Annotated in this window: 23 protein-coding genes and 1 tRNA gene; 7 read left to right on the top strand and 17 right to left on the bottom strand. The window is 71.5% G+C overall.

Annotated elements, in window-relative coordinates; translation table 11 throughout:
- Window positions 1–4: 4 nt before the first annotated feature.
- Entirely contained in the window at window positions 5–496 is a 492-nt protein-coding gene (locus ACLFMI_RS15770; protein WP_410948609.1) for an Lrp/AsnC family transcriptional regulator, read from the top strand.
- Between the two features lie 135 nt (window positions 497–631).
- On the opposite strand, the gene ACLFMI_RS15765 is transcribed toward ACLFMI_RS15770, so the two are convergent.
- Window positions 632–1960 (bottom strand): MFS transporter, encoded by a 1329-nt coding sequence (locus tag ACLFMI_RS15765; RefSeq protein ID WP_410948608.1) that lies wholly within the window; start codon window positions 1958–1960, stop codon window positions 632–634.
- A 189-nt stretch (window positions 1961–2149) separates the two neighbouring features.
- Here ACLFMI_RS15765 and ACLFMI_RS15760 point away from each other — a divergent pair, with 189 nt between their 5' ends.
- On the top strand, window positions 2150–2548 hold the full coding sequence (locus ACLFMI_RS15760) for a hypothetical protein (RefSeq protein ID WP_410948607.1): 399 nt from the start codon (window positions 2150–2152) through the stop codon (window positions 2546–2548).
- 433 nt (window positions 2549–2981) lie between these two features.
- Window positions 2982–3701, top strand: coding sequence for a maleylpyruvate isomerase family mycothiol-dependent enzyme (locus tag ACLFMI_RS15755; RefSeq protein ID WP_410948606.1), 720 nt, complete (start codon window positions 2982–2984; stop codon window positions 3699–3701).
- 287 nt (window positions 3702–3988) lie between these two features.
- Here ACLFMI_RS15755 and ACLFMI_RS15750 read toward each other — a convergent pair whose 3' ends face one another.
- Together ACLFMI_RS15750 and ACLFMI_RS15745 are read right to left on the bottom strand one after the other, a co-directional pair.
- Window positions 3989–4699: a polyamine aminopropyltransferase gene (locus ACLFMI_RS15750; protein WP_410948605.1), complete on the bottom strand. Its 711-nt coding sequence runs from the start codon at window positions 4697–4699 to the stop codon at window positions 3989–3991.
- 137 nt (window positions 4700–4836) lie between these two features.
- Entirely contained in the window at window positions 4837–5493 is a 657-nt protein-coding gene (locus ACLFMI_RS15745; protein WP_410948604.1) for a hypothetical protein, read from the bottom strand.
- Window positions 5494–5592: 99 nt separating this feature from the next.
- On the opposite strand from ACLFMI_RS15745, the gene ACLFMI_RS15740 reads away from it, so the two are divergent.
- The gene (locus ACLFMI_RS15740) at window positions 5593–6201 is read left to right on the top strand and encodes a TetR/AcrR family transcriptional regulator (RefSeq protein WP_410948603.1); all 609 of its coding nucleotides are present in this window, start codon (window positions 5593–5595) and stop codon (window positions 6199–6201) included.
- Between the two features lie 71 nt (window positions 6202–6272).
- Here ACLFMI_RS15740 and ACLFMI_RS15735 read toward each other — a convergent pair whose 3' ends face one another.
- The 11 genes from ACLFMI_RS15735 to ACLFMI_RS15685 all read right to left on the bottom strand — a co-directional run bounded on the left by ACLFMI_RS15735 (window position 6273) and on the right by ACLFMI_RS15685 (window position 16301).
- Window positions 6273–7505, bottom strand: coding sequence for an amidohydrolase (locus ACLFMI_RS15735; protein ID WP_410948602.1), 1233 nt, complete (start codon window positions 7503–7505; stop codon window positions 6273–6275).
- Window positions 7506–7523: 18 nt separating this feature from the next.
- Window positions 7524–8258, bottom strand: coding sequence for a hypothetical protein (locus tag ACLFMI_RS15730; protein ID WP_410948601.1), 735 nt, complete (start codon window positions 8256–8258; stop codon window positions 7524–7526).
- A 28-nt stretch (window positions 8259–8286) separates the two neighbouring features.
- Window positions 8287–9012 carry a DUF5058 family protein gene (locus tag ACLFMI_RS15725; protein WP_410948600.1) on the bottom strand — a complete coding sequence of 242 codons (726 nt, stop codon included), beginning with the start codon at window positions 9010–9012 and terminating at the stop codon, window positions 8287–8289.
- Between the two features lie 140 nt (window positions 9013–9152).
- Window positions 9153–9764, bottom strand: a complete 612-nt coding sequence (locus ACLFMI_RS15720) for a hypothetical protein (RefSeq protein ID WP_410948599.1) — start codon at window positions 9762–9764, stop codon at window positions 9153–9155.
- A gap of 338 nt (window positions 9765–10102) precedes the next feature.
- Window positions 10103–10486 (bottom strand): aldo/keto reductase, encoded by a 384-nt coding sequence (locus tag ACLFMI_RS15715; protein ID WP_410948598.1) that lies wholly within the window; start codon window positions 10484–10486, stop codon window positions 10103–10105.
- Between the two features lie 144 nt (window positions 10487–10630).
- Window positions 10631–11047, bottom strand: coding sequence for an amidohydrolase family protein (locus ACLFMI_RS15710; protein ID WP_410948597.1), 417 nt, complete (start codon window positions 11045–11047; stop codon window positions 10631–10633).
- Window positions 11016–12578, bottom strand: a complete 1563-nt coding sequence (locus ACLFMI_RS15705) for an FAD-dependent monooxygenase (protein WP_410948596.1) — start codon at window positions 12576–12578, stop codon at window positions 11016–11018. Before ACLFMI_RS15705 ends, ACLFMI_RS15710 begins: the two co-directional genes overlap by 32 nt.
- Complete coding sequence (locus tag ACLFMI_RS15700) at window positions 12579–13187, bottom strand: VOC family protein (protein ID WP_410948595.1); 609 nt, start codon at window positions 13185–13187, stop codon at window positions 12579–12581.
- A 29-nt stretch (window positions 13188–13216) separates the two neighbouring features.
- Window positions 13217–14182 carry an alpha/beta fold hydrolase gene (locus ACLFMI_RS15695; RefSeq protein ID WP_410948594.1) on the bottom strand — a complete coding sequence of 322 codons (966 nt, stop codon included), beginning with the start codon at window positions 14180–14182 and terminating at the stop codon, window positions 13217–13219.
- Window positions 14179–15063, bottom strand: coding sequence for a fumarylacetoacetate hydrolase family protein (locus tag ACLFMI_RS15690; RefSeq protein WP_410948593.1), 885 nt, complete (start codon window positions 15061–15063; stop codon window positions 14179–14181). Before ACLFMI_RS15690 ends, ACLFMI_RS15695 begins: the two co-directional genes overlap by 4 nt.
- A gap of 20 nt (window positions 15064–15083) precedes the next feature.
- Window positions 15084–16301 (bottom strand): acyl-CoA dehydrogenase family protein, encoded by a 1218-nt coding sequence (locus ACLFMI_RS15685; protein WP_410948592.1) that lies wholly within the window; start codon window positions 16299–16301, stop codon window positions 15084–15086.
- 227 nt (window positions 16302–16528) lie between these two features.
- On the opposite strand from ACLFMI_RS15685, the gene ACLFMI_RS15680 reads away from it, so the two are divergent.
- From ACLFMI_RS15680 to ACLFMI_RS15670, 3 genes are all read left to right on the top strand, one after another.
- The gene (locus ACLFMI_RS15680) at window positions 16529–17203 is read left to right on the top strand and encodes a GntR family transcriptional regulator (protein WP_410948591.1); all 675 of its coding nucleotides are present in this window, start codon (window positions 16529–16531) and stop codon (window positions 17201–17203) included.
- Window positions 17204–17843: 640 nt separating this feature from the next.
- A complete protein-coding gene (locus ACLFMI_RS15675) occupies window positions 17844–18179 on the top strand; it encodes a hypothetical protein (protein WP_410948590.1) in 336 nt (111 codons plus the stop codon).
- Between the two features lies 1 nt (window position 18180).
- Window positions 18181–18828, top strand: a complete 648-nt coding sequence (locus tag ACLFMI_RS15670; RefSeq protein ID WP_410948589.1) for a nucleotidyl transferase AbiEii/AbiGii toxin family protein — start codon at window positions 18181–18183, stop codon at window positions 18826–18828.
- Between the two features lie 97 nt (window positions 18829–18925).
- On the opposite strand, the gene ACLFMI_RS15665 is transcribed toward ACLFMI_RS15670, so the two are convergent.
- From ACLFMI_RS15665 to ACLFMI_RS15655, 3 genes are all read right to left on the bottom strand, one after another.
- Window positions 18926–18997: transfer RNA gene (locus ACLFMI_RS15665), tRNA-Val, on the bottom strand.
- A gap of 23 nt (window positions 18998–19020) precedes the next feature.
- Window positions 19021–19470, bottom strand: coding sequence for a peroxiredoxin (locus ACLFMI_RS15660; RefSeq protein WP_410948588.1), 450 nt, complete (start codon window positions 19468–19470; stop codon window positions 19021–19023).
- An 11-nt stretch (window positions 19471–19481) separates the two neighbouring features.
- Window positions 19482–19913 carry a DUF3052 domain-containing protein gene (locus ACLFMI_RS15655; protein ID WP_410948670.1) on the bottom strand — a complete coding sequence of 144 codons (432 nt, stop codon included), beginning with the start codon at window positions 19911–19913 and terminating at the stop codon, window positions 19482–19484.
- Window positions 19914–20029: the final 116 nt, after the last annotated feature.

The raw sequence follows: 20029 nt of genomic DNA, 5'->3' as shown, positions 1-20029 counted from the left end.
CATCGTGCGTCCCCTCGACCGCACCGACGCGCGCATCCTGCTGGCGCTCGACGACGAACCGGCCGCCACCGTCGTCGCCCTGGCCGAGCGGCTGGGGCTGGCCCGCAACACGGTGCAGGCGCGGCTGCGCCGGCTGGAGGCCGACGGCGCGCTCGCCCCGCCGAGCGTCCGCACCCGGCCCGCACACGCCGGGCTCCCGGTGCTGGCGTTCGTCACGCTCGCGATCGGCCAGGGCGAAACCGAGGCGGCGTTCGCCGAGATCGGCGCGGTGCCCGAGGTCTGCGAGATGCACGCGATCACCGGCGACGGGGACCTGCACGTCCGGGTCGTCGCCGCCGACAACGCCGACCTGCACCGGATCACCGGGCGCCTGCTCGGCTGCACCGGCGTGCTCCGGTCCAGCACGGTGATCTCGATGGTCGAGGTCGTGCCGCTGCGGACGGCGCCGGTGCTGTCGGCACTGGCCTCCGAACACGGTCAGAGGCGTGCGCGGTAGTCCTCGAGCAGCGAGGTCAGCCGCGCCGGCGCCGCCACCGACATGGGCAACGTGTCGCACGTCGTGCCGACCATCCATCCGATGCTCGGCCTGGACTGCCTCCCGGCCGTCGACCTCGCCCGCCTCGCGGCACGCTCACGGACCCGTCGCCATGACCCGTGCCGCCCCGACCTCGGCCGCTCCGGCGGCCGCTGGTGCCACCGGTTCGTCCGTGGTCACGCCGTCGAGGTTTCGGAACGCCGGCGTGAGCAGTGCGACGACCGCGGTCACCCCGGCGAGGGCGGCCAGCATCGCCCCGGCGACCGGCAACCCGGCCGCCGCGGCGATCGCCGCGACCGGCGCGCTGGTCACCGCGGCCGCGGCGAGCAGGACCGTGTTCTGCGCGCCGAGCACCCGCCCCCGCAGCACGTCCGGCGTGGCCTCGATCGTCAGCACCCCCAGCACCGCCGACACCGGAGCGTTGGTGAACCCCACCAGCGCCGCCGCGGCGAGCACCAGCCACGGCGAGGTCAGGCTCCCGACCAGGGCGAACCCGATCCCGAAGCCGCTCATCCCGACCACGAACCAGGTCCGGCGCCGGACCCGCCCGACCAGCGCGGCGTAGAGCGCGGAGCCGGCGATGCTGCCGGCGGCCAGCGCGCTCAGCGTCAGACCGGTGAGCCCCGGCAGCCGCTCGGCGGTGAAGTAGGCGGGCATCAGGGTCGTCTGCAGCGCCGCGACGACGGCGACGAGCACCGCCGAGACCAGCGTCGCGCCGAGGACGAGCCGGTTGCGGCCGAGGAACCGCCAGGACAGCGCCAGGTCGGTCACCGCCCGGCGGACCGCGCCACCGGCGGCCTGCCGGACCCGCGGGGCGACGGCCCCGGCACGCGGGTCGAGCACGAGCGTCGTGAGCGCGGCGAGCAGGCTCGTCGTCGCCGTCACCAGCAGCACCACCGGCGTCGGACCGAGCAGCCCGACGAGCAGCCCGCCCAGCCCGGGCCCGGCCAGCAGCAGCACGTTCCCGACGTTCTCCCGGGCCGCGATCAGGCGGTCGAGCCGGCCGGGCGCGGCGCCACCGAGCCGGGCGAGGGTGGGCAGCAGGGTCTCCTGGGCCGTCATGCCCGGCACCCGGATCACCGCCCCGGTGACGCCGAGGATCAGGAACCAGGCCATGTCCAGCGCCCACACGGCGTCGACAACGGGTAGGGCGGCGACCGACAGCGCCGCGAGGCCGTCCGAGACGGCCGAGACCGTGCGCCGGTCGATCCGGTCGACCAGCAGCCCGGAGACCAGGCCGGTCACGGCCGACGCCGTCGTCGTCACCGACGCCAGCAACCCGGCGGCCAGGACGTCGCCGGTGCGCTCGAGCACCAGCAGCGGCAGGACGGCCGTCACGATGCCCTTGCCCAGCAGCGAGAGCCCGTACGAGGCGAACCAGACCGCGGGGCTGCGGCGCACGGCGTGGCGCTCGGTCGTGGTCATCTCGTCCTCCCAGGTGGCGTGCGGTGGGAGGACAGGAAAGGCCGTGCCGTGGCGGCACACTCAATTGGTGAGTGAGCCAGGCCACTCGCCACGCCATCTCGACCGTCCGATGGGTGGAGCACCGCGTACGGACGGTCCATTACCCGCGAGGTCGTTGAGCCCGCACCCGGCGGCCTGCAGCCTCGCGGCATGCGAACCCACGAGACCGCAGCGGAGCGCGATCCGGCCCTGGAAGGGCTGGCCATGGGCCGGATCGTGCTCGGCGCGGCGAGCCTGGCCGCACCGTCCGCACTGGCGCGGTCGCTCGGTGTCGAACCCGGCCCGGAACTGACCTACCTGACGCGGATCTTCGCCGGTCGCGCGATCGCCCTCGGCGCCGGCTACCTCACCGAACCCACCGCACAGCGGAGTCGCTGGCAGCGGCTCACGCTGTTCGTGGACGTGGCCGACACCCTCGCCGCGCTGGGGCACCTGCGTCGCCGGGACCTGCCGCGCACGGCCGTGCTCGCGCTCGGCGGGCTCACCGGGAGCCACGCCCTCATCGGTGCGCTGCGGCTGCCGGAGCTGCGGCGGGGGGTACGCGAGTGACCGCCGCCCGATCGCCCTGGCGACGAGATCCGGAAGCGGTGAGAACTCCCCGATCCTCGCGGTCGTCCGTACTGCGTTCACGCTCGCCGCCCACATCTCGTTCCCCCCGGCGATCGTCGCACCCCGATCTTCGACGAGCTGTTGGACGCCGTGCTCGACGGCGCTGCCGACCGGCGAGTTCCCGGCGACACAGATCGGCGCCCTTCCCGGGGGTGGCTGCGAAGACCGGACCGTCGCGCTCGCGGCGATGGTCGGTGCCGCGAGCGTCCGCACCGGGGAGGGATCGCCGAGAGGCTGCGTGCGACGTCTCCCCGGGGCGGCCCGCCTGACAGCGTCCGGTGAGCGTGTGGTGCGGCCGCCTTTCCAGCTTCTGCAGGTCTGCGTCCGGTGAACGTCGCTGGCGCGGCCCGCTCCGGCAGAGCAAGCTGGGGGGATGGACACCGCGACCAAAACTCCCCAGAGCCTGGCCGGTGACATCGGTCTGATGCGGCGCGAGTCGGGCATGGCGATGGCCACCCTCACCAGCCTCACCGACGACGAGCTCGGCAAGCCGACCAGGTGCGAGGGATGGACCCGGGCACACGTGCTCGCCCACCTCGCCCAGGATGCGGATGCCATGGCGAACCTGGCCACCTGGGCCGTCACCGGTCAGGAGACACCGGCGTACGAGTCGCGGGAGCAACGCGACGCCGGCATCGAGGCAGCCACCACGCTGTCCGCCGTCGAACTGGTCGCCGGCCTCGAACAGGCCAACGCGCGGCTGCTGGACGCGATCCTGAAGCTCAGGGACGGCGTGCAGGTGGAGACGCTGCCGACCCTGTTCTCCGGCGACATCAACGCGTTCGCGCTGCCGGCGCTGCGCACCACGGAGGTGATCGTCCACCACAACGACCTCGACACCACCTGGGAGTGGCACGAGGCAGACCCGGACGCGATCCTGAACGCGATCGGGGTCTGCGTGCACCGGCTGCAGAGCCATCCCGACGGCCCCGGCCTGCGGATCGTCGCCCGCGAGGGTGAGGAGTGGACCGTCGGCGACGGCTCGCAGCGGATCGAGGGCTTCTACGAGGCACTGCTGCCGTTCCTGGCGCGTGAGCAGGTGGAGGAAGGTCTGCGGTACGAGGGTGCGTTGCCGACGTTGCCCCCGTGGTAGCGCGCTGCGGGTCGGACGCGCCCGGCGTCGTGATCTCGGGGTAACGCTCGGACAGCACGTTCAGGTGCGCGGCCACGCGCACTGCGCGGCCCTGGCGCGTGGCCTCGCCCGCGTCCGGCGGCAGATCGTCGAAGTCTGATCGGACTCCATCCGCGGGTCCTTCGATGCCCACCGGAGATCCGCGGTTCCGCTGACGATCCTGGCCGCGCCGGTCGTGGTGTGGGCGTTCCGCCGCGCCGGGGTCCGGGTCACGGGCGGCCCGGGGCGCTCGCGACCGGCCCCGTCGTTCACGACGCGACGTACACCGTGCTGGCCGAGGAACCTCCGGTGAGCGGATTCGCGAACGACACCGTGTGCGCCGTCGACCGGGCGAAGACCTGGGCCAACACCTCGCTGAAGCCGGCGTCGGGCGGACCGTCCGACCACATCGCGAAGACCCCGCCCGGGCGCAGGTGACGGACGAGGCCACGCAGACCGTCGGGGGTGTAGAACCGCGCGTGGCTCGGATGCAGGACGTGCCGCGGCGTGTGGTCGACATCCAGCAGGACGGCGTCGAACAGCCGTCCGGGTGAGGTCGGGACGAAACCGGCCCCGGTCTCGCACATCGCGAAGAAGTCGCCCGAGTGCAGGCTCGTCCGCGGGTCCGAGGCCAGACCGACGGTGTCCGGAATCAGGTCGCGCCGATGCCACTCGATGACCGCATCCAGCGCCTCGACCACCACCAGCGAGCGGACAGCCGGATCTTCCAGAACCGCCTGCGCGGTGTAGCCCAGACCCAGGCCCCCGACGACGACATCGAGCTCGTCGCCCGACAGCTCGGCCAGACCGAGATGCGCCAGCGCGGTCTCGGCCACGGTGAACAGGCTCGACATCAGGAACTCGTCGCCGAGCTTCACCTCGAACACGTCGATCCCGACCGTCGGCTCCCGGCGCCGGCGCAGACTGATCTCCCCCATCGGGGTCTCGCTCCAGTCGAGCTCCTCGAACCGTGCGCTCACAGAACCGTCACCTCCGTCGACGAGCGGCTCACGAATGTAGCCCGGGCCGGATCGAGGAACGTCGGTCGGTCGGTCGGAGCGCGGCGGTCGGCGGCACGGGCGCCGTCCACGGTTCCGATCGGATGCCCTCCGCGCGGTCAGTTCCCTCCCGCGTCGAGCAGCCAGTGGTAGCGCAGCCGCAGTGCACGTTCCGTGCTCGCCAGTGCGGCTCCGAGACCGAGCGCGACGTTGAGCCAGAGCGGCAGGTGGATCGGTGACACGAAGACACCGAGGTTCCCGGCGATGGGAGGTATCCGCGAGACCGGTTCGAGGATCTGCAGGAGGTTGAGGCTCACGCCGACGATCAGCATGACGATCGAGACGACGCCGATCGACCGGCTCACCGACGGGTGCTCGCGTTCGAGGCGGGCCCGGCGCCCCTCGGCCGACTTCGGATCCGGGATGAGCTGGCGTTCCGTCCCGTCGGCGGCGGCGTAGTGACAGCGCTTGACACCGACGCCGGTCGTCGCCACCTCGATCGCACCACCCTCGACCGGGAAGACGGCGGGAACCTTGGACACGGCGTGATGCCGACCGTCGCGGTAGAGCTGTGCCCGAACCACGCCGTCCTCCCGGTCGCCCTGGTGGCGCACATCGACGCTGTACACCGCCTGGCTACCGTCGTCCCCGGTCAGCTGAAGGTGCAGCAACGCACGCCCCAGGAACATCTGCCACCAGCGGAAACGCTTCAGTGGGCGCCCGTCACCGGGCTTCACCCGCTGGAACGCCCGGCGCCGCTTCCACTCCGTCAACATGTCGCCCCCACTCCCGATCAACCGACTAACACGCTGTGCTAGTCCCTGCGCGACGCTAACACGGTGTACTAGTACGATGCGAGGGGAGGGGAGGTGCGCATGGAGGAGCAGCAGAGGCAGAAGCTCAGCAGCCGGGACAAGGTCCTTCTGGCCGCCATGGAGATGTTCGGCGAGGACCCGGCGTCCAGGCTGAGCGTGCGGGCGGTCGCGTCGCGTGCCGGACTGAGCACGGGTTCGCTCCGCTACCACTTCCCGACCCAGCGGGCGCTGCAGGACGAGGTGCTCACCCGCGTCTACGACCTCGTGGCCCCCGACGACCGGATCCACGACACGTCGACGCCGGCACGGGACCGGCTGGTCGACTGCCTCCGCCAGGTGCTCTCCCGTGCCGGAGTCGGGGAACAGGCACGGCAGGGAACGCGCAGGGTCGTCGAGGACTTCGTCGTCCCCGAGCCGACCAAGGAGCTCCGCGCGGCCTACCTCGCCATCGAACGGGAGATGCGTCGCCGGGCCGAGTACTGGCTGGCGGTTCTCGCGGATGAAGGAGCGCTCCCCGACGGGGACAACACCCGGCGCGCGAAGTTCCTGCTCACCGTCCTCAACGGACTCGGTTTCGAGCGGGCGCTACCCGCCGACGACTCGATCCTGCAGTCGGAGACCGACACGCTCTACACGGCCGTCGACTGCGTCCTCGGAACGGGCCCGTGACCGCCGGGTGACCGGCACCGTCCGCTGAGCATCCACGATCAGTCCCAGGTCCGAGCCGTCGGGGCGTGAGATCAGCGGCGATCTCCAGCAACCTTGGAGAGGATCGCCGTGTAGGCCGCGCGTACACCCGTGGTCAGCGTGGGCTCGATGACCGGGGCGAAGAACGCCGAGTGGTTCGACGGCACCGGTGCGTCGCCGTCGACGACCTCGTCGGGCATGCCGCCGAAGAACCAGTAGACCCCGGGCGCGCCGATCGCGTCCGGCAGTGTCCCGAAGTCCTCGCTCCCCATGCGTGCCGGGCGTTCCAGCACGTTGTCCGCACCCAGCACGGCAGAGAGGGCTGCCTGGAGTTCGCCGGTCTCCTGCGGCTCGTTGACCAGCAGCGGGAACGTGTAGAGCTCCTCGATCCGTGGTTCCGGCCCCCCGGAGGCCTCGGCCTCGGCGCGGATGACCCTGGCCAGCGAGGCCAGCACCGTCTCCCGCACGTCGGGATCCAGGTTGCGCACGTTCACGGTGAACTCGGCCGTCGCCGGAATGATGTTCTCCTTCAGCCCCGCGTGGAAGCTGGCAACGGTCACGACGGCCGACTGCTGCGCGGGCACCTCGCGGCTGACGACGCTCTGGATCCGCACGACCATGTGCGCGGCGAGCAGCACCGGGTCGACGGTGTCCTCCGGCCGCGAACCGTGCCCGCCCCGACCGACGACCGTGACCTTCCAGCTGTCCGCCATCGCCATCGCGGGGCCGCTGGTGATCTCGACCTGACCGGCGCGTCCGGGCCACACGTGCTGGCCGTAGACCACCTCCGGCTTCGGCGCCCTGTCCCACAGCCCGTCGGCGACCATGGCCGCCGCTCCTTCGCTCGTCTCCTCGCCGGGCTGAAAGATGAACACCAGGGTGCCCGACCAGTCCTCGCGGTTCTCGGTGAGCAGCGTCGCCGCCCCTACCGCAGCCGTGACGTGCGTGTCGTGTCCGCAGGCGTGCATCACGGGGACCTCGGTACCGTCGGGCAGGGTGGCGCGGACGGTGGAGGCGTAGTCCAGCCCGGTGTCCTCGGCCACCGGCAGGGCGTCGGTGTCGGCGCGGAAGCCGACGACCGGCCCGTCGCCGTTGCGCAGGATCGCCACCACGCCGGTGCCGCCGCAGCCGAACGTCTCCCACCCCAGGCCCTGCATCCGGTCGGTGATCAGCGCCGCGGTGGCGTGCTCGGCCATCGACAGTTCGGGGGCCTGGTGCAGACGCTTGTAGAGGGCATGCAGGTCCTGCTGGAGCTCTCCGGTGAGCGCTGCGGGTTCGGTGGTCATGGGAGACGCCGTGTCCCTTCAGGTGTCGTCGGCGGTCTGGTCGGTGGGCTGCTCGGCACGGCGGCTGCGCAGGAACCAGGCCAGGATCACCGTAGCCAGCACCACGACGGCGGTCGCGAAGTAGCCGAACGTCTCACCCAGGTTCGGGACCAGCAGCAGCTGTACGACGATTCCCACGGCCAGTGCGATGACGGTGATCCGAGGCTGTTTGACGTAAGCCGCGAGCTGCACGACGACGGCGCCGATGATGGCCGGGAAGATGTACAACCGCGCCACCGCGATCACCGAGTCGGGCATGACGCTGACGAGCCACGTTCCCAGGACGCCGACCAGGATCGCCAGCGAGACGACATGGACGACCGCCGCGCCGCAGATCGCCATCACCGCGGCGAGTTCGGCGCGCCTGGTGCCCGGCTTGGCCTCGATGGCGTCCTGGGCGACGATCACCGCGGGGAGCAGCTTGTTGGCAATGTTGCCGATCATGAATGTCTGGTACATCGCCGCAGGACCGAGTACCGGGTAGTACGTGACGGGCTCGATCACCCAGATGACCCCGAAGACCGCGGCGACGGCCAGGAAGCCCGTCCACAGTTCGGGCTGGGTGATCGGCAGGCCACCGAAGGCGACGAGCGACAACGGCGCACCCACCGACAGGAGCAATACCAGCAGCATGGTGATCCGTCCCCACCGAGAGGTGGTGCGGTCGTACTGCGAATATGCGGCTTCCTGAGCCGTCGGGACGTCTGCCGACATGAGAGAGACCCTCCTGTGCTGGTCCGGCTCAACCGACCGGTACGGCGGCGGGGTCGTAGGCGAGGTAGGCGACCGCGAGAGCGACGATGATCGAGATGCCCAGGCCCCATTCCCGAAGCCACTGAGCGTTGAGACCTCGGGCCAGTAGCAGGCAGACCGCCATCACGATCGCCGAGACCGCCACGACCAGCACGTGCGTGCCGCTCTCGGGTAGTTCCGCGACACCGAGCGAAGCGAAGGCACCGAGCAGTGCCGCCGACGGCACGATCGTCATCAGCACGGGGTTCACCGACCGGAGCTTGACGTCGCCGCGTTTCAGCATCGGAGTGAGGATCAGCGTGGCCACGAGCCACCCCGCCCCGGACAGGGCCATGGCGAAGAAGGCGACCGCGAACACCTCGGGCGTCCAAGACGGCCCCCCGAGTTCGGCGCCCATGGTCCCCGCCGCCAGGTTCGCCGAGGAGGTCTCGGTCGCCGCGGAGCCCACCAGCCCGATACGGAGCAGCGTCGCGGGGGTGCCGAAGAGCGCCAGCAACGCGATCGCCACGATCGCGACCGCCAGCGACGGACCGAGCGCGGCGATGGCCCCGGAGCGGAACGACTGCTTGAGATCCCGGTGCGAGAAGCCCAACTCCGGTCCCGCCTTGCGCGCGGCGCTCATGTAGATCATGGACTGCACGACGATCACCACGAAGACCGACAGCGCACACACCCACAGGACGAGCCATCCGGTGTACTCGGAGAGCGAACCCATCACCTACTCCAAACTGGAGTGGACACCGTGCAACGCGCCGCAAACGTTCTACATTGCGCAGTCTCGGCCACGCCGACGTGCAGCATGACGGAGGTTACACCGGGCTGCGGTGCGTTTCACAGCAGCGAGAGGGCGCCACCTCACTGGTCGGGGCGGCTGCGCACCTGCCCTTGCAGGAACTCGATGCCCGCGCGGAGGGCCGCGGCGCCGTCCGAGGTGGACTCGCCCAGCGCCCGGACGTCCTGGTCGGTGCCCGCTGTCATGCTCGCGCGCACGTGTTCCCTGATCTCCGCCGCGACCTCGCAGAGCTGGTCGGTCCACCGCTCGACCTCGGGCAGCGCCGACGCCGCGCGAGCGGTGTCGGGCTCACGTTGCAAGGCGAGCAGGTGGCCGTCCAGCGACGTGGCGAGCCTGCCGAGCTCGTGATGCTGCTCCGCGAGCGTGGCGGACACGAGGGCGTGTCCCGTGGCGGCGATCATCCGGTCCGTCTCGGTGACGGCGTCAGTGAGACGACGGCGCAGCTCGACGGCACGGCGCGCGGGCCCCTCGGGCAGCGTCCGGGTCTGCAGCTCGCTGCGAGCACGGTTGATGACATGCTGGTTGTTCCCGGCGAACCGGCGCAGGCCGCGCCACAACCGACGGACGGCGAACGCGACGACGACCGCCAGCACGAGCAACAGCCCGCCCGCGACCGCGAGGAACAGCGGATCCGTCAGGAGGGACACGAGCAGGTCGACCTGACCCGGTGTCATGGCAGACAACGGACCCAGGGCCCCCGCCGACGCAGCCACACCCATCACTCCTCTCCGGTCCGCCCCGCACCGCCAGGTTACGGACCCGGCGGCGGGCGTGACGGGGCCAGTCCCGCTGCCCGGTGGGTTCGAGTCGAGCGCGGGATGCCCGGCGAAACCGGACGCCGGCGGCGGGACCTCGGTGGCGGGGCGGTGTCGCGCTCGTGCGCGGGCTGCGCTGCTCGTCCGCGGAGTTCACAAGCCGGTCCTGGCCGCCCTCGGTGCGGGCGTCCTGGCGCGGCCTGGGCTCGACGATCTCGATGAGACGTGTCACGCGTCGGCGGGACGACCTCGGCGTCTCACCCCGCGTCGAGGCCGGCGAGTGACGCAGCTCCGAGCCGGAGCGACGCCACGTCGATGTTGATCTCCAGATGCTCGACGCTCGCCGTGCCCGCGATGAGGAGCACGTTCGGGCCCCTGTGCAGCAGCCAGGCCAGACCGACCTGCGACGGCGTCGCCCCGGCCTCGTCCGCGGCGGCGCGCACGGCCGGTTCGTCGACGACGCGTCGGGCACCCGGCAGCGCTCCACCGAGGGCACCGTCGACGGTTCCACGCTGCTCAGCCCGATCCCGCCGAGCACTCCCTCGTCGCGCAGCGCGCTGAGGACCGCGAGCTGGTGCCCCGCGCAAGAGATCGTTGACCAGCCCGTCGCCGTAGAACTGGGCGGTGTCGATGTGGTTCACCCCGAGCTCGACAGCGCGACGCAGCAGGATGATCGCCGCGGCGCGATCGTCGTGGAGGCGGTCAGCTGGCTCGCGCCGTAGCCGATCCGGGCACCTCGTGCCCGGCGAGCGTGAGCGTGCCACCGGGGCGGGAACGGTCGTCGGTCATGCCGGCGATCCTGCCCCCGCGACCGGCTCCCCGCCGATCCACACGCGACGGACCGCGCGGGTCGCGGTGAGATCGACGGTCGGGTCCCCGTCGACGAGCAGCAGGTCCGCCCGCAGCCCGGGCGCGATCCGGCCCCGGTCGTCGAGCCCGAACCACCGCGCAGGCAGCGCGGTCGTCGCTCGCAGCGCCTCGAGCGGCGTGTAACCCGCCGCGACCAGCAGCTCCAGCTCGCGGTGCAGGGTGCGGCGACCCGCAAGCTGCAGCGGGTCCAGTTCCAGAAGAACATGGCCGTGCTGGGCGGTCTGCTGTTCGCCGTCGGCGACGCGCGGGGATCCGCGACCCCGACCGCGCGCCGCAGTTCCGCCGACCGGACGGCGAGGTTCATCGGTCGGACTCGATCGGAGCGCGGGCACCGGTGACCCGGTCGACCAGGGAGGTCGGGTCGCTCGGCAGGGCGGGCCCCGACCAGGCGATGTGCTGGTCGGGCCGCACGAGCAGGGCCGCCGCCCGACCATGCCCGACCACGCCGTCGTCGGGCAGCGTCGCGACGGTCAGGGGGACACCGCGTCGCCGGCAGGCCTCCCGGAGCGCGGCGGTCCCGTCTCCGGTCCGGGCGAGCAACGTGTAGCCGGGGCCGAGGACGTCGTAGAGTGAGCGGCCGTCGGGCAGCCAGGCGTGTGGCAGCCGCTCCCCCGCCCCGTCGGCGACCACCGGGGAGCCCCGGTGGTCGACGTCGAGGACGAGGTCCAGTGCGTGGAACTCGGCACTCTTCGTCTCCTGGATCCGCCGGTGCGCGGCGCGGCGAGCGGTCTCACCCGCCGAGGTGTCGGCGTCCAGGTCGTCGGCGACGAGGTCGCCGGCGAGGGTGCGCATGTTCTCGCTCGCGGCCTTGATGACGCGGTCCTGCACCGGACGCCGTTCGGACTCGTAGCTGTCGAGCAGCCCCTGGCCTCCCCAGTCCTGCAGCACCGCCGCGATCTTCCAGCCGAGGTCGACGGCGTCACCGATGCCGGTGTTGAGCCCGTGCCCGCCGAACGGCGGGTTCAGGTGCGCCGCGTCCCCGGCGAGGAACACCCGCCCGACACGCGCGGTGTCGACCAGCTGCATCCGTGCGGTCCACGGGTCGGTCGAGAGCACCGTGGCGTCCACCGGCATCCCGGCCACCGCCTCGATCAGGGCGGGGCCGTCGCGCTCGCCGGCCTCGCGGTCGACGTCGAAGGCGATGATCCACCAGGTGCCGGCCCGGTCGAGCGGGCCGAGCAGGGCCGGTGCGTCGGGGTTCACGGTCCAGTACTGGACCGCGGGCCCGTGCCGGACACGTTCGGCGAGCCCGGGTGCGGAGAACACCATGCCGAAGTTCGGGCGCAGCGCGTGCTCGCCGACGTAGCGGGCGCCGACGGCGTCGCGCACCGTGCTGCGTGGCCCGTCGCATCCGAGCACGTAGTCGGCGGCGATCGTCTCGGTCGTGCCGTCCGGCCCGGCCACCGTCACCGTCACCCCGTCCGGCTCCTGGACCAGGCCGGCCACGCGGTGTCCGAGCACCAGGGTCGCCGAGTCGATCTCGTCGACGACCTCGCGCAGCAGCTCTTCGAGCAGGTACTGCGGGGCCTGCTGCCCGACGTCGGGGAACCGGTCGCCCTGCGGGACGAGGCCCAGGACGCCGGTGAAGCGCGACAGTTCCGGCCCGGCCAGCGACGTGCAGAACACGACGTCGGTGGAGAACTCCGGCGACAGCGGTGCGCGGGCGCGCAGCCGGGCGGCGATCCCCCACCGCCGCAGGTGCTCCATGGTGCGCACGTTGATCGTCTTGCAGCGGGGCCGGGCGTGCGACACCGTCGCGCGGGGCTCGACGACGACGCAGTCGATCCCGCGCCGGCCGAGCTCGACGGCGGCCGCCAGCCCGACCGGGCCGCCGCCGGCGACGACGACCTGGGTGCGGCGCACTCAGTAGACCTCGGGCAGCAGGACGTCGGCCGGCGGGTTCTCCGGCCGGTACTTGCCGGCCCGGGCCCCCTCGTGGATCTCGTCCGGGGAGACGCCCTGGTGATGGGCCTCGACGAGCTTGTCCGGGTCGAACCACTCGCCGATCGGGTTCTCGGCGAACTCGCGCGCGGCCCACATCCACTCCTTGGAGGCCGCCCAGTCGCCGAAGGTGTCGAACTGGATCTCGACGCCGTTGCCTTCCGGGTCGGCGTAGTACATCGACATGGTGATGCCGTGGTCGAGGCACATGAACGGGGTGATCCCGTGGTCACGCAGCCGGACGTAGTTGTCGAGCCACTGGCCGAAGTTGGCGTACTCGAACGCGGTGTGGTGCAGGCCCGCGGTCGTGGACTTGTTCACCGGCTTCGTGACGGCGGGGTGGGCGATCAGCGCGATCCGGTGGTTGGCCTCGTCGTTGGTCAGCCAGGCCGCGGACTCGCTGTAGTGCACCGGGGTCAGCCCGGCGACGAGCCCGTACCAGCGGACCATCTCGTCCAGCTTGAGGGTCAGGAACGTCGCGTGGTGCAGCCGCGGCGGGATGATCGGTGCGTCGCGCCGGTCGGTGGTCATGGGTCCTCCTGGTCGTGGCGGATCTGGGGTCAGTCGAGTGTCGCGAGCCAGTCCAGGACCGTCTCGACGTACTGCTTCGGCGCGTGCTCGTGCATCGAGTGCGGCATCTCGGGGAAGGAGCGGTGGTCGATCCGCCCGCCGGCCGCGGTGACGATCTCCAGGGCGCGCCGGACCTGATCGTCCGAGCAGGCTCCGATCAGCCGTCCGGTCTGCTCGTCCACGGTCCGGAAGTGCTGGGTGAGCAGCACCGGGACGCGGACCCGGGCGAGCATCGCCGCGTGGTCGCAGGACGCCGTCGCGGTGCCCGAGGTGAAGGCCCGGCCCCACTCGGGGTCGTACTCCCGCAGGTTCTGCGGCGGCCCGGCGGCGGGGCCGTCCTCGTCCGGCGGCATCATCGACGCCAGGGCGCGCTGCATCTCCGGCGGGATCTCCTCGGGGAAGGCACGCATCAGGCCGGCCCAGTCACCGATCGCCCACTGATCGCCCAGCCACTTGTTCCAGGCGGCGAAGATCGGGCCGACGGCCTGGCCGATGCCCTGCCCGATGGCCGGCGTGAGCTGGCTGGAGAACAGCGGCGGGTCCTCCCACACCGCCGCCCGGATCTGTCCCGGCTTCGCGAACGCCGAGAGCCAGGCGGACAGGACCCCGCCGGAGGACAACCCGCCCACGATCGTCTCCCGGCCGATCACCAGGTCGATGAAGCGGACCAGGTCGTTGCCGAAGTTGTCGACGGTGTAGCGGCCCGGGGTCCACGTGGAGCGGCCCTGCCCGCGCAGGTCCACGGCGTGGACGTGGAAGTGCTCGGCGAGGCACCCCATGGCCGCCTCGTAGCCCCACCACGACTCGGACTGGCCCGGGATCAGCAGCAACGCCGGCAGCGACGCGTCGCCGGCCGTCGCGTAGTTCATCCGGATCTCGCCCAGGTCCACGGTCCGCTCGTCGAAGGCGTGCGGCACGAACGTCGCGCTGCGGTCCTCGGCCTCCAGGTAGGTCACGACGAGACTCCTTCCGGGGCCACGAACCGGTGCTGCATCTGGCCGATGCCCGCGCACCACGTCACGAGCTCGTCGCCGCCGGTGAGAAAGCGGGGTGGGGACATCCCCGCACCGATCCCCGACGGGGTCCCGGTGAACACGACGTCGCCGGGCAGCAGCGTGACGATCGCCGAGAGCCGCGCGACGAGCTCGGGAACCGAGAAGATCATCGTCCCGGTCCGGCCCTTCTGGACGCTCTCGCCGTTGACCAGGCAGCCCAGCTCCAGGTCGTCGGGATCCAGCCCGGCGGTGCGCAGCTCGTCGACGGTGACCAGGCTCGGCCCGACCGGCGCGAAGCCCGGGAACGACTTGCCCATCCCGAACTGTGCGGGCGGCGCGGCGAACTGCGTGACCCGGTCGGAGATGTCCTGACCGACCGTGAGGCCGGCGACGTGATCCCACCCCTGCACCTCGGGGATGCCGTGCCCGCCCCCGGAGATCACGGCGACGAGCTCGACCTCCCAGTCCACGTTCCCCGGCGAGAGACGGATGTCGCCCCGCGGGCCGGTGAAGCTGGAGGCGTACTTGGTGAACACGACCGGCTCGCTCGGCAGCTCGAAGCCGGACTCGGCCGCGTGGTCGCGGTAGTTCAGGCCCACCGCGAACACCTGTGGCGGCCGCGGTGTGACCGCGCCGAGGTCGTCGGCGACGATCGGGGCGGTGTCGGTGAACGACGCTCCCGCGGCCCAGTCGCGGAACTCGTCCCAGCGGGTATAGACGGCCTGCGGGTCAGCGGCGAAGCGGCCTCGGCTCGCGCGCTCGACGTCGATCCCGCGCGGGGTCTCGGGGTCCCCGGCGGGGTCGAGCAGGACCAGGCGGCCGGCATGGTTGGCGATGCGCATACATCGTCCTTTCAGTTCAGTCAGACGAGGGCGGTGACGCCGTCGGTCAGCCCGAGCAGGGCCCGGCCGTAGACCTCGGAGGAGATCGCGGGACTGATCACGGCGTGGCGGGAGGCGACCTCGGAGTCGCGCCAGATCCGCTGCAGCGGACTGGTCTCGGCGAACGACGCGGCCCCGTGCGCCGAGACGAGCACGCGGATCGCCTCGCGGGCGTTCTCGATGGCGGCACCGGTGTCCATCCGGACCCGGGCCCGCGCCGCGTAGTCGGGGTAGACGCCGTCGACGGCCGCCTGGTCGATGTCGGCGGCTGCGCGGTAGGCGAACAGGTGTGCCGCGTCGACGAGCGAGGCGGCCTTGGCCACCGCGAGCTGCACGGTCGGAGCCTCGGTCTGGACGTCGTAGAAGGTGTAGGAGATCGAGCGCTTCGGCGCCTTCTCGATCACCAGGTCCAGCGCGGCCTGCGCCAGACCCAACTGCGGGCCGGCCAGCACCAGCGCGGCCACCGGCACGAACGCCGACCGGTAGAGGACCTCGTCGGCGTGCTCGGTGCCGTAGCGCCCGCCGATCGCCGCCGGGACGGAGATCAGCCGGTGCTCGGGCACCAGGATGTCCCGCGCGACCAGGGTGTTCGAGCCGGTCCCGCGCATGCCCGTGACGTACCAGGTGTCCTCGATCGACAGGTCACTCATCGGCACCAGCGCCAGGCCCTGGTCGACGACCTCGCCGCGCTCGTCGGGCACCGGGAACCCGACCACGGCCCACTGCGCGTGCAGGCAACCCGACGCCCAGCCCCACGAACCGGTCACCCGGTAGCCGCCCTCGACCCGGGTCGCCTCCGCGGACGGCGCCAGCACGCCCGCGATCCGGTTGCCGGGTGCGCCCTCCCAGACGTCGCGCTGCGCCCGGTCGGGGAACAGGCCGCCGAAGAAGGCGCAGACGTTCGTCAGCGTCGCCACCCACGAGGTCGAGCCGCAGCCACGGGCCAGCTCGCGGGACACCTCCAGCTCGGTGCGCAGGTCGGTCTCGAGCCCGCCGAGCCGCCCCGGCTTCATGATCGAGAACAGGCCGGCCTCGTCGATCAGCGCGATGTTCTCCTCGACGACCCGCCGGTCGGACTCGGTGCGGGCCGCGTTGCGGGCCAGCACGGGAACGATCTCGCGGGCCCGACCGATCAGCTCCGCACGTAGCGCGCGGGCCTCGTCGGACGTGCCGGGGCGGTCGAGCGAACACTCGGACATCGAGGGTGAGGACATCGAGCAGCTCCGGGTTCGTCGTCACTTCGGCGTGATCTGCGCCACGCCTGGACGCTACGACGCTAAGTTATAAGATGTCAACATGCGCTACGGTGCCCCGAGCAACCAGCGCGAAGGGGGTGGCTGTGACGGTGGAAGACGCAGCTCAGCAGGGGTCGACCGGAGAGTCGAGCCGGAACGTACGGTCCGTAGCGTCGCGCAAGGCCTCGGCGGTGGACCTCGTCCTGCACGAGATCCGCCGCTCGATCCTGAGCGGAGAGCTGCCCCCCGGGCAGCCCTTCACGGTTCCCGCACTGACCGAGCAGCTCGGGGTGAGCCACGTTCCGGTACGCGAAGCCTTGCGCCAGCTCGAGGCGCAGGGCCTGGTCACGCTGAGCCCCTCGCGCAGCGCGATCGTCACACCGCTCGACCCTGACGACCTGCGCGCCATCTACCGCCTGCGCATCAGCGTGGAGCCCGAGCTGGCCGCGCTGTCGGCCCCCGGGCGCACCGACGCCGAGATCGCCGAGCTCGACGAGATGGTCCGCGCCACCTTCGACAACGTGCTCGGCGAAGCGTTCTGGGATCCGCACCGCCGGTTCCACACCGCGATGATCGAGCCCGCCGCCAGCGACTGGGACCGGCGGATGCTCACCCCGCTCTGGGACGCCTCGGAGCGCTACACCCGGCTCGTGTTCGACCCCGTCGAGGCGCCGGAGTCGTTCGCCGCCCACCGCACCCACGCACACGACGAGCTCGTCGACGCAGCCCGATCCCGCGACCCGGACCAGGTCCGCGCCGCCGTTCGCGCGCACCTCGAGAACAACGTCGCCACGATGCTGCGCGAGATGAGCACCATCGACACCACACGGCGACAGCTCTGGAGCGGCCGCGACGCCACCGCGTGACAGTTCAACGGCGAGTCGGCACCCGCCGACGCGGGCGCTGACGGGCACCTGCACCGACGCCACGGACACCCTCGTGCGCCGAGGCTCGGACATGGACGCCGTCGTCGACGACCAGCTGTCGACGCCGGAGACCCGGAGAGAGCGGAGGGGCTCTTCTCCTGGGGACCGCCGCCCCCGCCCGAACCGCATCGCCGGTTGCCGGTCAGCCGGTGGAAGATCAGCGTCCGTCTGCCGGGCCGATCCGTGCTCGTCGAGCGGACGCGAAACCCCGCCGCCGACCGGGCTCATCAGTCGCCTCGCTGCCGCAGGTTCCGGGTCCTGTCCGTCTCGAGAGACCGGAATGACACCGTTCACGAGACCACTGGGGTCACGTGCGCTAGATCAACCGATCATGGCTTCAGCAGAACCGTTGGTCGGAGGGTGGGCGCGGCAGGGTTCGAACCTGCGACCGCTCGGGTATAAAGATCGCGGGCAACACCGTACGACGCCTCTACCTGCGACGATGGTCGCACCGTCGGTCGCTGGAGGCTCCCGGAATCACGTTGTTTGCCGTCGTTTCGCACCACGAACGGCTCCACGCCACGCGCGCCCGACTCGTCCATGAATCCGCCGTCGATACGGATGGGGCACGATGGCACCCATGAGTAGCGCAGCAGCACGGCGGCCTGGCTGGGTCCGGCCCGTCGCCGTGCCCGACTCGCTCGACGAGCTCACCGGCGCCCTGACCGGTGTGGTCGGCCTGCCCACCCGCATCTTCTGGTCCGGCCCCGCACCGGAGGCGGTCCGATGGAACCTCTCCGAGCGCCACCGACGACGCGACCTCTACGAGATCGTCCTGACCCACGGCGACCTCGACGATGTCCGACAGCTCGTCAACCGCCGGGCACTTCTCGACCAGTGGACCGATCTCTACCTGCCACCCTGGGTCCGCGCCGCCTGGCGACCACTGATCGACGACGCACGCACCCCGGCCTGACATGGCGCTGGTCCCACTCCAGGAACTGATCGCCGAGACGGCGCTCGCGCTCCCGGAGGCCCGAACCCTGGCGCTCGCCGGCGGCGGAGCGATGATCGCCCACGGTTACACCGACCGCGCCACACGCGACATCGACCTGTTCACCGAGATCGACGACGACGAAGCCGTTCAGGTCGTCCGCGCCCTGCGCGACGCCCTTCAGGATCGGGGCATCGTCTTCCGCGACGCCGACGAGCCACGCGCCCACCGGTTCGTCGCGATCGACCCGTACAGTCGAGCGGAATGCCTCGTCGAGGTGTTCGCCGACGGCGGTCGGCTCCGACCACTGGTCACGCTGGGGATCGGAGCCGTTCTCCATCCCGAGGACCTCGCGGCCGACAAGGTCCTCGCCCTCTGGGCCCGCGCCCGACCCAGGGACTACCACGACGTAGCAGCTCTCATCGATCGCTTCGGTCGCGATCGGCTGCTCGAACTCGCCGCCGAGAAGGACGCCGGCTTCACCCCGCAGACCTTCGTCGACGCGCTCACCGCCATCCGGCGACTGAGCGATGCCGACTGGACGGAGGACGGCATCGAACCGGGCTCGGCCGCGGCTCTCAAGCCGATCTTCGAGCAGTGGAACAGCGATCTGCGGAACGCGTCTTCGTGACGACGAGGCCAGCAAGACCAGGGCGCCTGCACACCCAGCTGACGTCATGAGCGAGGAACGCGGCTCGTGCTCCCAGCGAAACAACTGGTCATGAGGGTGGGCGCGGCAGGGTTTGAACCTGCGACCGCTCGGGTGTAAACCGAGTGCTCTCCCGCTGAGCTACGCGCCCCTGATGCCTGGACCGAGAGGTTTCTACACGGCAGCCAACGCCCGCCGCCACCCGTCCTGGTCACGCGGCTCCCCCGGCTCGTTCATCTCGGCGAACGAGATGATCCCGTCGGGCTGCACGAGGAACGTCCCCCGCAGCGCCATGCCCTTGGAGCTGTTGAACACCCCGTAGGACGAGGCCACGGCCCCGTGCGGCCAGAAGTCCGACAGCAACGGGAACGTGAAGTCCGAAGCGGACGCCCAGGCGTCCAACGAGAATGTCGGGTCGCAGGACACTGCCAGGATCTGCGTCGTCGGGTTCTGGAACGAGGAGAGCGAGGCCTGCACGGCAGCCAGCTCTCCACCGCAGATCCCGGAGAACGCGAACGGGTAGAAGACGACGAGCGCCGCCCTGCCCGACTCGAGAACCGAGGTCAGCGAGACCTGCTGCCGGTTCTGGTCGGGCAGGGCGAAGCCGGGCGCGACGGCGCCCACCTGGAGACCGGTCAGCGCTTACCCTTCCCCTGCTTCGGCGGGACCAGCTTGGAGCCGACCCAGTCATCGCCGAGGGTGGCGTTCGACGTCTGCGAGAGCCCGGCGGTGGGGGCCGCCTCGGCGATCTCGGATGGTTGGAGGTGGCCGTCTCGACCGGTCTTGGGCGTCAGCACCCAGACGATCCCGTCGTCGGCCAGCGGGGTCCGTGCGTCGACCAGGGTGTCGACGAGGTCCCCGTCCCCCTCTCGGAACCACAGTAGGACGACGTCGATGACCTCCTGGGCGTCCTCGTCCAGGATCTCCTCGCCGATCGTGCCCTCGACGGCGGATCTGACCTGCTCGTCGACATCGGTGTCGTATCCCAGTTCCTGAACGATCATGCCCGGCTCGATGCCGAGCTTCCCCGCGATGTCGGACGCACCGGCATCAGCCGCGGTCACCACTCGTTCCCCTTTCACGCTGCTCACGCAGTCCATCGTCTTCGGTTCCGGGCTCGGGCGCCACCCCACGCGCGGAATCGGATGCGGCATCCGAACACGCGGGCCCGCCGTGGTGCAAC

Source organism: Pseudonocardia nantongensis (assembly GCF_046546495.1).
In the GTDB taxonomy this organism is placed as follows: Bacteria; Actinomycetota; Actinomycetes; order Mycobacteriales; family Pseudonocardiaceae; genus Pseudonocardia; species Pseudonocardia nantongensis.
Note: the sequence above shows the minus strand (reverse complement) of the source record. Positions and strands in the feature narration are given on the sequence as shown.

Excerpts from the sequence above, each read along its gene's own strand:
- ACLFMI_RS15765 (WP_410948608.1), bottom strand. The coding sequence starts at position 1,960 with ATGACCACGACCGAGCGCCACGCCGTGCGCCGCAGCCCCGCGGTCTGG.
- ACLFMI_RS15730 (WP_410948601.1), bottom strand. The coding sequence starts at position 8,258 with ATGTCGGCAGACGTCCCGACGGCTCAGGAAGCCGCATATTCGCAGTAC.
- ACLFMI_RS15735 (WP_410948602.1), bottom strand. The coding sequence starts at position 7,505 with ATGACCACCGAACCCGCAGCGCTCACCGGAGAGCTCCAGCAGGACCTG.
- ACLFMI_RS15690 (WP_410948593.1), bottom strand. The coding sequence starts at position 15,063 with ATGCGCATCGCCAACCATGCCGGCCGCCTGGTCCTGCTCGACCCCGCC.
- ACLFMI_RS15755 (WP_410948606.1), top strand. The coding sequence starts at position 2,982 with ATGGACACCGCGACCAAAACTCCCCAGAGCCTGGCCGGTGACATCGGT.
- ACLFMI_RS15685 (WP_410948592.1), bottom strand. The coding sequence starts at position 16,301 with ATGTCCGAGTGTTCGCTCGACCGCCCCGGCACGTCCGACGAGGCCCGC.
- ACLFMI_RS15670 (WP_410948589.1), top strand. The coding sequence starts at position 18,181 with ATGGCGCTGGTCCCACTCCAGGAACTGATCGCCGAGACGGCGCTCGCG.
- ACLFMI_RS15725 (WP_410948600.1), bottom strand. The coding sequence starts at position 9,012 with ATGGGTTCGCTCTCCGAGTACACCGGATGGCTCGTCCTGTGGGTGTGT.
- ACLFMI_RS15745 (WP_410948604.1), bottom strand. The coding sequence starts at position 5,493 with ATGTTGACGGAGTGGAAGCGGCGCCGGGCGTTCCAGCGGGTGAAGCCC.
- ACLFMI_RS15700 (WP_410948595.1), bottom strand. The coding sequence starts at position 13,187 with ATGACCACCGACCGGCGCGACGCACCGATCATCCCGCCGCGGCTGCAC.
- ACLFMI_RS15675 (WP_410948590.1), top strand. The coding sequence starts at position 17,844 with ATGAGTAGCGCAGCAGCACGGCGGCCTGGCTGGGTCCGGCCCGTCGCC.
- ACLFMI_RS15760 (WP_410948607.1), top strand. The coding sequence starts at position 2,150 with ATGCGAACCCACGAGACCGCAGCGGAGCGCGATCCGGCCCTGGAAGGG.
- ACLFMI_RS15720 (WP_410948599.1), bottom strand. The coding sequence starts at position 9,764 with ATGACACCGGGTCAGGTCGACCTGCTCGTGTCCCTCCTGACGGATCCG.
- ACLFMI_RS15740 (WP_410948603.1), top strand. The coding sequence starts at position 5,593 with ATGGAGGAGCAGCAGAGGCAGAAGCTCAGCAGCCGGGACAAGGTCCTT.